The organism is Mesobacillus harenae, from assembly GCF_013343715.1.
In the GTDB taxonomy this organism is placed as follows: domain Bacteria; phylum Bacillota; class Bacilli; order Bacillales; family Cytobacillaceae; genus Mesobacillus_A; species Mesobacillus_A harenae.
In genome coordinates, this window is record NZ_JABUNR010000001.1 from 343513 (window position 1) to 356607 (window position 13095).

Here is a 13095-nt window from a genome sequence, read left to right on the forward strand (position 1 = left end):
CATCCCTACAAATTAAAAGGAGGAAGAGTTAAGCATAGGGGTACATATAAAACAAAAACACGGGGTGGCTGAGTATGCTTAAAGACAATAAAAGATGGCTTTATATAGCAGTTCCTATTTTTTTCTTTTGGTTTTTTGGACAAATTGACAAACTGGGCATCTCGATTATCCAGACCGACCCGGGGTTCTTGACAGACCTAGGTTTAACTGGTGCAGATAAGAACGCAAAAATTGGCTTTATAACTTTTATCTTTACAATTTCCTACGCCATTTCTAATCTGTTTTGGGGTTACATTATAGACAAACTTGGAGCTAGAAAGACCGCAATTATCGGACTGTTCATTTGGACGAGTACGATGATCCTAGCTGGATTATCAACTACCTATGAAATGTTTGTGGTGAGTCGTGTCATTCTAGGGTTTGGCGAAGGAATGATGATTCCAGTTTGCGGCAAATTTATCTCTAGCTGGTTTAACCATCGTGAACTTGGCAGAGCTCAAGCTTCTTGGCTCTCAGGAAACTATTTAGGCCCTGCTATTGGTGCTGTTTTATTAACTTTGATTATTGCTGCTGTGCACTGGGAAGCTGCTTTCTTTGCTCTTGCTGCTTTTAATCTTGTTATTGTGCTCCCTATGTTTTTATTTCTGACTCGAGATACACCTGAAGAACACTCAGGACTGGATAAACAGGAGTTAGCTTATATCCGTCAAATTGATCCCAAGGACGAGGCTAAACCAAAACAAAATTTCACCCAGGATTATCGCTATTGGATTGTCTGGTTTGGTATGCTGATGTCCTCGTTTTTGTTTTTTGGAATCAGCATTTGGCTGCCTACTTATTTAGTAGAAGCTAAGAGTTTCTCAAGGGAAGCGATGACTGGAATCACTTCTTTATCCTGGCTTTTTGCACTTGGATTTGTACTGGCTTGCGGATTTTTAGCAGATAAAACAAAGCGTCCAAGCTTGCTTGCCACCATTTTATTTAGCCTGACAGCATTGTTTTTAGCTATTGCCATAGTCGTCCCGCATCCAGTTATTGCAGGGATTTCCATGGGATTGGCTATGGGTGCTCAGGGCGGAGTCTTTCATTTAAGTAATTTATTTATTGTTAAATACTCAACACCTGAAACATCAGGACGTGCTGCAGGCTTAATGGGCTTTACGAATATTCTCGGCGGTTTTTCCAGTTATATCATGGGATGGATGCGGGATACAGCTGGAGGAGATTTTGGACCCTCCATTATTATGCTGATATTTGCTGCAGGTCTTGGGTTTATTGCTTATTTATTCGCACTAAAAAAAGAGGCAGGGGATATTCGCATTGGAAAAGCGCCCCTTGAGGAGCTTGGTGTTTAACTGATCTAAGCAAGGTTGTGCGGCCGGTTTATTTTCTTATTAAACTTTAATATGTGTCGTTTTTAAAATATTCTCAATATTTATAATTGACAATTATAGTATTGGGAATTAAAATTAACATGTAAGAAAAACATTGTTTTATATATAAAACAAAACAAAAATTGGGAGTGATTTTCATGTCAGAAGAAAAATTCGATTTACAATCATTTGAAAAAAAATATGTTGCTAGGTTACAAGATCGTACTCTTGATTGGAATGTTTTAAAGTTTCAGGAAGAAGTGGATCCAAAATACAAAAGAGCTCAAATGAGGTATATTGGCCGCGGTGCAACGGCTAATAATGATTCAAATGTTATTGCTGCTGAACACTTCACATTAAGCACAATGGTACTTCCTCCAGGGTGTGTTGGACCGCTTCATCTCCATGATGACGTTGAAGAAGTTTTCTTTATTCTTAAGGGAAGTGTAAAAGCGTTAATTCAAGAAGTAGGCAAGGATGAGATTCATGAAATTCGGTTAAATGAAAGAGATTGCATCAGTTCCCCTCCAGGAGTGCACCGTGGAATCCATAACGACGGAGACGAAGAAGCTTTGATGCTTGTTATGCTCGGTGCTGTTAAACCGAACTTGCCTACGTACCCTGAAGGCAGTGCACTTGAAGAACTTCGTATCCAGCGGGCTAAAGAAAGAAACGCTATTATCGGAAAATAATCCGCAAAGGTGACTGCTTGAAGCTAAGGTAAATGTTTGAGATTGGGCAGGGATGATCTCTTAATTGATCACGGGATCATCCTTGTTACTTTTAAAAGTAAAGTGGAGGTGTAGCTATGTTAGGAATAACTCATCTAAGGCATATTAGTTTGATCACTCCTATATTAGAAGAGCAATCTAGATTTTATGAGAATATTTGGGGTTTAGATAAAGTTGCTCAAGATAATGATTCTGTTTATTTTAGAGGTGCAGGCCCTGAGAACCATATTCTAAGTCTACATGCTGGGGAAACAAGAGGGCTCCATCATATTGCCTTTGGAATGGTTGATAAAAATGCTGTAGATCGGGCAGCCGAAATACTGGCTTCTAAGGGTGTGAAAATTGTTTCACCACCAGGATATTTGGATGAAGAGGGAAAAGGATACGGATTACGATTTGTTGACCCTGAAAATCGCTGTATTGAGTTATCGGCATGGGTGGAAATCCATACTTCGTTTTGGAATAAGAAAAATGTTGATCCAGTTAAGCTTAATCATGTGGTAATGAATACAAAAGATATTGATATGATTACTGACTTTTATACAAACGTTCTTGGGTTTAAAGTCACTGATTGGAGCGAGCATCAAATGTCGTTCTTACGCTGTAATCGAAAACATCATTCAATTGCCTTTAATCAAGATGTTCATGCTTCGGTTAACCATATTGCCTATGAAGTTGATACGGTTGATGAAGTTATGAGAGGGATCAGCAATGTAAGAAAAGCAGGTTATAAAGAGCTTTGGGGACCTGGACGCCATGGACCTGGAGACAACATTTTCTGTTATTTTCAAGATCCGTCAAATTTTGTTATGGAATATACTTGTTACCTCGAAACAATTGAAGATGAAAATGAATGGAGAGCCAGAGTTTGGAAGCGAGTTCCTCATTTAATGGATCAGTGGGGCATTGCAGGACCGCCAACACCTGAAGCCCGCGCAGCAATGGGCGGGGCAGCAGACCCAGGCTGGGTTAACGTAAAAGCAATACTTTAAAGGGCTTAACAAGAGGGGGTGTCAAGATGGATTTAGGACTAAAAGGCAAGGTAGCAGTCATTATGGGGGGAACATCAGGAGTTGGCTTAAAGACAGCAGAGATGTTCCTTCAGGAGGGTGCTAAAGTTGCTGTGTGTGGAAGAGACCAGGGACGTAAAAATAAAGCAAATGATCACCTCTTAAAATACGGGCAGGCTGAATCAATTTATGCCGCTACATGTGATGTAACGAATAAGGAAGAAGTCAATGCATTTATAGAAGGAACGGCGGCTCGTTTCCATCAAATCGATATCCTGGTAAATGCGGCTGGCCAAAGTGTAATGGGGCACTTTTTTGATGTTACAGATGAACAATGGGAGCAACAGATTCAGCTGAAATACTTTGCTATCATTTATGCTGTGCGTGCTGTGCACAAGCATCTCGTTAAACAAGGCAGCGGAAGAATTATTAATATCAATGCTACCTTGGCCAAAGAGCCGGAAAGACATATGATTGCTACTGCAGCAACTAGAGCAGGGTTACTGAATCTAAGTAAGACGCTCTCCCAAGAACTAGCATCGGATAATATATTAGTAAATTCAGTTAGTCTTGGGTTGATCCGTACTGACCAGTGGGAGCGTCGAAGACAAAAGAACGCACCAGAAATGGACCCTGAAGAATATTATGCAGATTTGGCAAAAAAGAGAAATATTCCTTTAGGGCGTGTTGGAGAAGCTGAGGAAGTAGCGAGCGTTATTCTGTTTTTAGCATCAAGTCAGGCAAGTTATGTCTCAGGTTCCACAATTGAAACGGCGGGAGCGCTCGGCAAGGCGCTTTAATACTAGATAAAGGCAGGAATATAAACTATGAGCCAACAAGAACAAGTAAAAACAAAGCCTTCAGAATTAAATAAGATGGAAATGGAATTTACCACCGCAGATGCTCTTGTACAAGAGTTAGTCCGCGCTGGTGTAGAGGTAGCATTTGGGGTTGTTAGCATTCATAATATGCCAATTTACGATGCTATTTTAAGAGAAGGAAGCATTCATTTAGTTTGTTCACGCGGTGAAAGCGGTGCTGTTAACATGGCAGACGGATATGCTCGTTCTACAGGAACCCTTGGAGTAGTCATAACAAGCACAGGTACAGGGAGCGGAAATGCAGCAGGTTCGCTTATTGAGGCTTGGGCTGCCGGTGTTCCTCTATTGCATCTTACTGGAGAGGTAGCATCCCCATATTTAGGGACTGGCAGAGGGTACATTCACGAATGTAAAGATCAGCTTTCGATGATGGAGGGGGCATGTAAAAAAGCAATCCGTTTAAGGAAGCCAGAACAGACCTCTGCGATTGTCAGGCAGGCGATTCAGGATGCTTTCTCTGCACCTTCAGGGCCAGTAACACTTGAGATCCCCATTGATTTTCAATCTGCGATCATCCCTAACCATTCTATAGAAGAAATCAGAATGTTAGCTCCAGAAAATAATACAATTCCATACCTTCCTGAAGAGGTAGTAACAAAAATCAGCAGTGCCAAGCGTCCAGTCATTTGGGCAGGAGGCGGTGTCATTTCCTCAGCTGCCTCAAGACAAGTTCAAGAGCTTGCGGAATTAATTGGTGCAGCCGTTATTACCAGCCAGTCCGGTAAAGGGAGTATCCCTGAGGACCATCCTCAGTGTATCGGGCACTTTGCAGCGTATGAAGCAACAAAAAAGTTATTGGCTGATTCAGATTTGCTTATTAGTATTGGTGTAAGATTCAGAGGAAATGAAACGGCGAATTGGAAAGTACCCGTTCCAAAAGAACATGTATCCATTGATGCCGATTGGCAGGCAATCAACCGTAACTATGAAGCTACTTATGGCTTAGTGGGTGACGCTAAATTAATTTTAAATAAGATTAATGAATGGTTAGTTAGAAAACAAATTCAAGCTGATCCTCTGTACTTAGAAGAAGTAAAGTCCGTACGAGATGAAGTCAGGACGCAGCTAAGAGCAACACTTGGCCCATATGAGCAAATTATGGATGGGATGCGCAGAGTGCTGCCACGGAATGCGATTTTAGTACGGGACGTAACCGTTCAGGCAAATGTTTGGGGAAGCCGGCTATTTGAAATTTACGAACCGAGAACATCCATACATGCATCAGGCGGAGGAATTGGTCAAGGCTTGCCAACAGCAATTGGGGCGCAAATGGCTTTCAAAGACCGGAAAGTAGTGTTAATGGCCGGGGATGGTGGATTTATGGTTAATGTGGGCGAAATGGCGACAGCTGCCCAAGAAAATCTTCCTTTGATTGTTGTTTTGTTCGACGATGCTGGTTATGGTGTCCTTCGCAACATCCAGGATGCTGCTTATGGCCGACAAGTTGCTGTCGATCTTTTGAGCCCGGATTTTGTTCAGCTTGGGCAGTCCATGGGGTTTGATGCAACACGCATAGGTTCACCAGAAGAGTTCATAGCTGCCATGGAAACAGCAGTTGATAGTAACAAACCGACAATGATCGTCGTTGACATGGATGCAGTAGGTCCAATGGCAAAGCCATTTGGTGGACCTCCAGGAGCTGCAGATGCGTTTAAACCAAAGAAGTTATAAGGAGGATGAAAATGATTTCGACAAATCCATTTGTATCTGGGAAATACTTAATTGGCGGTGATTGGATTGCTGCTGATAAAACTGCAAATGTCATAAATCCAGCCGACCATAATGAGGTTGTTGGTGAAGTGGCCTTATGCTCCAAAGAACATATAAGCAAAGCCGTTGAAACGGCTGCTCTAGCATATGAAGAGTGGTCCCAAAGTGAAATAAAAGACCGGGCAGATCGAATGAGGCAGGCTGCTAACGAAATAAAAACCTTAGTTGAAGAGAATGTAACTCTGCTAGTTCGTGAGAATGGTAAAGTGTTAGTAGAAGCAAAAAAAGACCTGCTGCGCTGTGTGGATATAATGAGAGAAGCTGCGGATGAATTACTCGAATGGTGGAAGCCAGAAGTTTTGCCTGGTAATCAAAAGGTTCAAATCCGCAAGCGGTCTCGGGGAGTAACTGCAGTCATTTCCCCCTGGAACTCACCAATGATCCTAACGTTTAAGCGGGTTATTCCCGCCGTTCTTGCTGGGAATACAGTTGTGGTAAAACCAGCAACAAGCTGTCCATTAACCATTATGACCTTTTTAAAGGTAGTTGCTTCTTACTTTCCTAAAGGGGTTATAAACGTTGTAACCGGATCCGGCAAAATTATAGGGGATGCTCTTTGTGCCAATCCTACGGTTCGGACGATCGCTTTCGTTGGTAGCACTCAAACGGGTAAAGAGATTATGCGGGCGGCATCAGGCACCGTAAAGAATATATATATGGAACTTGGCGGGAATGATGCAGCAATTGTACTTGAAGATGCTAACTTAGATGAAGAAGCCATTAAGCGTCTTCGTTTAGGAGTTCTTCGTGCAGCTGGCCAAGTTTGCTCGGCAGTCAAACGAATCTATGTTCATGAATCCAGATATGAGGAATTAGTACAAAAGCTTAAAAAGGAATTTCAACATTTACGGGTAGGAAATGGAATTCAGCCAGACGTAGATATGGGACCTTTAAACAATAAATCTCAATATGACTATGTAAAAGGCCTTATCGAGCGGGCCGGAGAAACTGGTGCAACGGTGTTTACAGGAGGCATTCAGCTTGATCCAGAATCTTGGGATAAGGGATTTTATATTTTGCCAACTATTATTACTGGAGCAGGACAATCAAGTGAAATCGTTCAAGCTGAACAATTTGGACCTGTTATCCCGATTTTGAGGTTTACAGACGTGAAAGAAGCAGTTAAGCTTGCGAATGACAGCGAGTTTGGACTTAGGGCTTCGGTATGGACAGAAGATGAATCAGTGGCTGTGCAGCTTGCTGACCGGCTGGAAGCGGGAGCAGTCTTCCATAATAACCATACAGTCTTCCAGGATCTTCATCTAGATTTTCCTGGCCTGAAAGAAAGCGGGCTATCCCGAGAAACAAGACACTGCGGACTGGAATTCTTTGCAGATTCTTATGGCTTTGCAGATTAGGAAGGAGGGTTCCGTATGAAATTAGCATTAATCGGTGGCGGGAACATTGGCAAATTCCTGCTTAAGAGCATCAATATTGACGGTCTCATACCTGAAGCGAAAATTGTCTCGATCTATACACGAAACCAGCAGGCAGCAGAACAGCTAGGTGCAGAATTTGATGCAGAGGTCTTTAAAGATATACACTCTATTATAGAATCCGATGCGGATATGGTTATTGAAGCAGCCACCGTCCAAGTGGTCAAGGATCACGCTGCTGCTATATTAGAAAGCCAGAAAGATTTAGTTTTAAGCAGCGTTGGAGCCTTGGCTGAATCGGACTTTTACAAGAGGATAGAAGGGATCTGTAAGTCGAACTCTTCAAAAATCTATTTACCTTCAGGTGCAATAGGAGGCTTGGATGTTTTAAAAGCAGCCAAATCAACAGGGGAGCTTGAAGCCGTTTCGATTACTACAAGAAAGCCACCCCAGGCGTTGCCTGGTGCTCCACTTGATAAAGAACACGTATTGTTTGAGGGAACAGCTACTGAGGCAATTAAGCTATTCCCTAAAAATATTAATGTATCGATTATTTTGTCATTAGCAGGTTTGGGACCAGATAAAACATCTGTAAAAATCATATCCGATCCAACAGTTAAAACTAACAGCCACTTAATTGAAGCAAAAGGGTCATTCGGGAAATTAACCTTGAAAGTGGAAAATGCTCCAATGCCCAATAATCCAAAAACTAGTTATTTAGCCGCGCTGAGTGTACTAGCAGCTTTAAAAAATAGAGATGCGATGGTTCAAGTAGGTTGAGCAATGAATTTAGCTTTTATTTAATTAGAATAAACAGGAGTAAACTCTGAAAGAAGGTTAGGGCGTTCTCCTTGGAAATATAAGATACCCATTTTTACTATAAGGGGGATATTTAAATGGTGGGCAAAACGATCAAGGATTTGAAAGAAATGTCTCAAACTGAAATGATTGAATATTTGGACGAGACAGTTAGACCTGAAGAAGGATCAATTCCTGCTTATATTCTTGGAGATGCAAATGTATACGATCTTGAGCATAAAAAGCTTTTCTTAAAGACATGGTTATTTATCGGCCATGAGTCAGAAATACCAAATAAGAATGATTATATGTTAAGAGATCTAGGCGGGTATTCAGTGATTATTACAAGAAGTGCGGATGGTGTAATACGCGGCTTTTACAATATGTGCACACACAGGGGCATGAAGCTGTGCCGTGCAGACAAGGGGAATAAATCTTCGTTTACTTGTCCCTATCATGGGTTTAATTTTAAAAATAATGGTGACCTTGTCGGTGTGCCTCTTCAGAAGGATATTTACGGTACAGATTTGGATAAGTCAACCCTTGGATTGCATAAAGTAAGGATTGAGTCATATAAAGGGCTTCTATTTGGAACTTGGAACGAAGATGCAGAACCTTTAACCGAGTTCTTGGGTGATTTCAAATGGTATTTAGATATTTTGGTAGGCAGGGCTGAAATGGAAGTAGTCGGACCACCGCAAAGATTTATTATTCACTCAAACTGGAAAGTAGGAGCAGATAACTTTGTTGGGGACTCCTATCACACGATGGTTACCCATGGCTCAATCGTTAAATTAGGCATGGTTCCAAGTGCTACATATTCTAAAAAAGGATATCAAATTCATACTGAAAACGGACACGGACTCAACCTGGGTACACCTAATCCTGATTTTGCATTCCCTGAGGAACTTATTCCGGAGTATAAGTCCAATTTGTCCGAAGAACAGTTTGATGTATTATCCAACCTCAAAAATATGATCGGCAATATATTTCCGAACATAAGCTTCTTGATTTCTCATACAAAGGTGAAAGACAAGCTGATCTCCAACACAACAATGAGGATGTGGCGTCCTGTAGGCGTGGACAAAATGGAGGTTATCTCGTGGTTCCTTGTAGAGAAGAATGCTTCGCAAGATTGGAAAAATCGCTCTAGAGACTCCTATATCTTGACTTTCAGCCCTTCTGGCATATTTGAGCAAGATGACACAGAAGTGTTTACTGATATTACTGCAGCTGCCTCAGGGCCGATGCCATACATGAAGGAATTAACTTATAACTATACAATGGGAATGCACCGTGAACCAGTAAAAGATTTTGCTGGACCAGGAGTAGTCTATGATGACAAATTTTCAGAAGCAAACCAAAGGAATTTCTACCGTTACTGGCTTGATCTGATGAAAGCTTAAAATTTCTGAGGTTTTTATTCTTGTTTGAGTAATTGAAGTCGGCAATGGAGGGGATTATTTATGAGTTTGGAGAAGATGTTAGCAAATTATGAGTTTGAACAATGGCTGTATCGAGAAGCACAGTTGCTTGATGATATAGATTTCGACGGCTGGTTCGGTCTTATGCATAAGAGTCTGGTCTATCAAATGCCTGTTCGTGTGAATAAGGAAGGGACCGAGCGTCCTGATTATTCCGAGGAAATGTTTTCATTTAATGATGATATAGATTTGTTGAAAATTCGCCTTGACCGGCTGAAGACTGATTATGCCTGGGCTGAAATACCACCTTCGCGTACACGCCGTTATGTGAGCAATGTGAAATTAGTAAACTATGTACCTGATGAAAAAGCATCCGTTAATAGTTATTTACTTATTTACCGGAGCCGAAGCACAGATATACATCACGACTTAATTTCTGGCGAACGCCGCGATGAGTTCCTTTATGAAGATGGAGTATGGAAGCTCTCGAAACGGTCTTTCATTGTTGATCAGACGACCATTAATACAAGGAACTTAGCAATATTTGTATAAATGCCAAAAGAGCAGGAAGGAGCACCAATGATGGCACAATTAAGCGGGAAATCGATTTATCTAACCGGAGGCGCTTCGGGTATTGGGAAAGCGGTAGCCGAAGAGTTTATACAGGAAGGTGCAGTTATCACAATCCTAGATAAATCAGTTGATGGGCTGAACCTGCTAAAGGAGCAGTTTGGAGAAGCTGTCCAGTGTATCGAAGGCGATGTTACTAATTATGAAGATCATGAAAAAGCGGTAAATAAAGCTGTCGAGACATATGGAAAGCTTGACGTTTTCGTTGCGAATGCAGGAGTGTTTGACGGTTTTGCAAAATTTAATCATGTTACAGCTGAAGCAATGTCGAGCGCATATGACCTGTTATTTAATATTAATGTAAAAGGTTATTTCAATGGGGCTAAAGCTTCGGTTGATGAACTGAAAAAGACGGCTGGAAATATGATTTTCACAGTATCTGGATCGGGTTTTTATCCTGACGGTGGAGGAGTATGGTATACAGCAAGCAAGCATGCCCAAATCGGGCTAATGCGCCAGCTGGCCTTTGAATTAGCACCTGATATTAGGGTGAATGCTGTTGCTCCAGGAGGCACATTAACTGCGCTCAACGTGATTCCGCCTCTTCAGCCTTTTGTAAAATCAGTAGATAATGAGACCAAAGCAAACAGCATTAAATTAAGAAACCCGCTTAGAATTGCCATGAGCTCTGAGGATCATGTAGCAGCGTATACGCTCCTTGCATCAAACAAATCTCGTGCGATTACAGGGGAAGTTATCTCAAGCGATGGGGGATTAGGGGTTAGAGGGCTTTCATAATTTTTAAACCCTAGAGGAGGAATATCATTGACTAAAAATTCTACCGAAAAAAAACCACTGGCGGGCAACAATGTTATCAATCAGCTGGCATTTGTTGTCCATGATATAGAAGCAGCTTCTGAGGCCTTTGCCAAACTTCTTGGAATTCCCAAGCCTGATTGGTTTTTAACCGGGGATCAGGAAGTATCGAAGGTAGTATTTCGTGGGAAGCCAACCCCGTCACGTAGCAAATTGGTGTTTATGAACACCCCGACTGTTCAATTTGAATTGATAGAGCCAGACAAAGCACCAGGTACTATGCGGGAGTTTTTAGATACTGTAGGGGAAGGCATTCATCATATTGCCTTTGATGTGGATTCTATAAAAGAAAGCATGCCAGCCTTTGAGGAAAGTGGCTATCCTCTGCTTCAAAGCGGAGAGTTCACTTCGAGTGATGGCCGATATGTATATGCCGATACGCAGGGCGCCTTAAAAACTCTTGTAGAGATTCTTGAAAGTGCAGGGCCAAGAGACACTGCTCCAGCTGTGGATACTTTTAACCCATTACTGGGAACAAATAAATTGGAACAACTTGCAATTGTTGTCAAGGATATAGACGCTGCTGCAGAAGCCTACTGTAATTTGTTGGGAATGGAAAAGCCTCCAGTGATTCAGTCTGGTCCAAGTGAACTTACTAATGTGATTTACGAAGGAAAACCAACTGAAGGAAAATCTAAGTACATGTTTATTAACACACCATTGGTTCAAATTGAATTAATTGAGCCGGGTGATTCTCCAAGTACTTGGAAAACCCACCTTGAGGAACATGGTGAAGGTATTCATCATATATCTTTTGTAATCGAGAACATGGAAGAAAAGATTAAATTGTTAGAGGATATGGGTTATCCAGTTATCCAAACAGGAAACTTCTGGAATGGTAAAGGAAGATATGCTTATATGGATACTGTCTCAACATTCAAGGTTATCATTGAATTACTAGAGAGATATGACTCTTAAATCAATAAAATAGAAGCGATATATTCTCAGGCACTGCTCATGGGCCTGGTTTTATTGATATATATCTAAATATTCAGTATTTGGCAGGGCGGACTTCGATACTGTGAAAAGACTAGTTAAGGAGAGAAGTATATATGTCTGATATTCGACAAAGATCGCTTGATTTACACAGAAAGAATAAAGGGAAGCTTGGTTTTTACTCAAAAGTCCCCGTACAAAATGCTGAAGATTTAAGTTTAGCGTATTCTCCTGGTGTAGCGGAGCCGTGTATGGAAATTTATAATGATGAAAAGGCTGTCTATGATTATACCAATAAAGGAAATTTAGTTGCTGTTATTTCTGACGGTACTGCAGTGTTGGGGCTGGGGGATATAGGTCCAAAAGCAGCTATTCCGGTAATGGACGGGAAAGCAATTTTATTTAAAGTGTTTGCTGACGTAGATGCGTTCCCTATCTGCCTTAATACGACAGATGTAGATAAAATTGTGGAAACAGTTAAGCTGCTGGAACCTAATTTTGGAGGAGTTAACCTAGAGGATATATCATCTCCCCGTTGTTTTGAAATTGAAGAGAGATTGAAGAATGAGTGCGGCATTCCCGTTTTTCATGATGATCAGCATGGAACAGCAATCGTTACAACTGCAGGTTTGGTCAATGCCTTAAAATTAGTCGGTAAATCAATGGAAGCAATTCGGGTTGTAGTGAATGGAGCAGGGGCAGCTGGAATAGCAATTATAAAATTATTGGTTCACCTCGGAGTTAAAGAGATCCTTTTATGTGATACGAAAGGGATTATTTATGAAGGAAGAAGTGAAGGAATGAATTCACTTAAAGAGGAGATTGCCAAAATAACAAATCACGGTCTTAAGTCTGGAAGCTTAGCAGATGCTATCGATGACGCTGATGTATTTATTGGAGTATCAGCTGCTGGTGCTTTATCTTCAGAGATGGTAAAAACGATGAATGAGGATGCGATCATTTTTGCGATGGCCAACCCGATACCTGAAATTATGCCGGGAGAAGCCTTAGAAGCGGGAGCAAAAGTAGTGGGAACAGGGCGTTCAGATTTTCCAAACCAAGTTAATAACGTTTTGGCGTTTCCGGGTATTTTTCGAGGTGCATTAGACGTTCAGGCAAGCTGTATTAATGAGGAAATGAAGATAGCCGCCGTGTATGCAATTGCAGATTTGATTTTAGCAACTGAATTAAAGCCTGATTATATAATCCCTCATCCATTTGACAAAAGAGTGGCTGCAAGTGTAGCAAAGGCTGTCTCAAAAGCAGCAATAGACACGGGAGTAGCCAGAGGTAAGATAAAGGTTGAAGCTTAGGTTTCCTGCTAAGCATATGGAATTAAACTAAATCCAT

General features: G+C 41.3%; 12 protein-coding genes. All 12 read left to right on the top strand.

The genetic code is table 11. The features are described from left to right. Positions 1-74 precede the first annotated feature (74 nt). The 12 genes from HRJ06_RS01585 to ystJ all read left to right on the top strand — a co-directional run bounded on the left by HRJ06_RS01585 (position 75) and on the right by ystJ (position 13058). Positions 75-1355: an MFS transporter gene (locus HRJ06_RS01585; protein WP_174727703.1), complete on the top strand. Its 1281-nt coding sequence runs from the start codon at positions 75-77 to the stop codon at positions 1353-1355. 176 nt (positions 1356-1531) lie between these two features. After that, positions 1532-2065 carry a cupin domain-containing protein gene (locus HRJ06_RS01590; protein ID WP_174727705.1) on the top strand — a complete coding sequence of 178 codons (534 nt, stop codon included), beginning with the start codon at positions 1532-1534 and terminating at the stop codon, positions 2063-2065. A gap of 116 nt (positions 2066-2181) precedes the next feature. Beyond that, positions 2182-3096 (top strand): VOC family protein, encoded by a 915-nt coding sequence (locus HRJ06_RS01595; protein ID WP_174727708.1) that lies wholly within the window; start codon positions 2182-2184, stop codon positions 3094-3096. A 26-nt stretch (positions 3097-3122) separates the two neighbouring features. Then, positions 3123-3914, top strand: a complete 792-nt coding sequence (locus HRJ06_RS01600) for an SDR family oxidoreductase (RefSeq protein WP_174727711.1) — start codon at positions 3123-3125, stop codon at positions 3912-3914. Between the two features lie 27 nt (positions 3915-3941). Next, positions 3942-5666, top strand: a complete 1725-nt coding sequence (locus HRJ06_RS01605; RefSeq protein ID WP_174727714.1) for a thiamine pyrophosphate-binding protein — start codon at positions 3942-3944, stop codon at positions 5664-5666. A gap of 11 nt (positions 5667-5677) precedes the next feature. Next, the gene (locus tag HRJ06_RS01610) at positions 5678-7123 is read left to right on the top strand and encodes an aldehyde dehydrogenase family protein (protein ID WP_174727717.1); all 1446 of its coding nucleotides are present in this window, start codon (positions 5678-5680) and stop codon (positions 7121-7123) included. A gap of 15 nt (positions 7124-7138) precedes the next feature. Continuing rightward, entirely contained in the window at positions 7139-7921 is a 783-nt protein-coding gene (nadX, locus tag HRJ06_RS01615; protein ID WP_174727720.1) for an aspartate dehydrogenase, read from the top strand. Between the two features lie 116 nt (positions 7922-8037). Then, positions 8038-9345, top strand: a complete 1308-nt coding sequence (locus HRJ06_RS01620; RefSeq protein WP_174727723.1) for an aromatic ring-hydroxylating dioxygenase subunit alpha — start codon at positions 8038-8040, stop codon at positions 9343-9345. A gap of 60 nt (positions 9346-9405) precedes the next feature. Further along, complete coding sequence (locus HRJ06_RS01625) at positions 9406-9915, top strand: aromatic-ring-hydroxylating dioxygenase subunit beta (protein ID WP_174727726.1); 510 nt, start codon at positions 9406-9408, stop codon at positions 9913-9915. Positions 9916-9942: 27 nt separating this feature from the next. Beyond that, the gene (locus HRJ06_RS01630) at positions 9943-10731 is read left to right on the top strand and encodes an SDR family NAD(P)-dependent oxidoreductase (protein WP_242035102.1); all 789 of its coding nucleotides are present in this window, start codon (positions 9943-9945) and stop codon (positions 10729-10731) included. Positions 10732-10758: 27 nt separating this feature from the next. After that, positions 10759-11727: a VOC family protein gene (locus HRJ06_RS01635; protein ID WP_174727729.1), complete on the top strand. Its 969-nt coding sequence runs from the start codon at positions 10759-10761 to the stop codon at positions 11725-11727. 134 nt (positions 11728-11861) lie between these two features. Beyond that, on the top strand, positions 11862-13058 hold the full coding sequence (gene ystJ / locus HRJ06_RS01640) for an NADP-dependent malic enzyme (RefSeq protein WP_174727733.1): 1197 nt from the start codon (positions 11862-11864) through the stop codon (positions 13056-13058). The last annotated feature ends 37 nt before the right edge of the window (positions 13059-13095 follow it).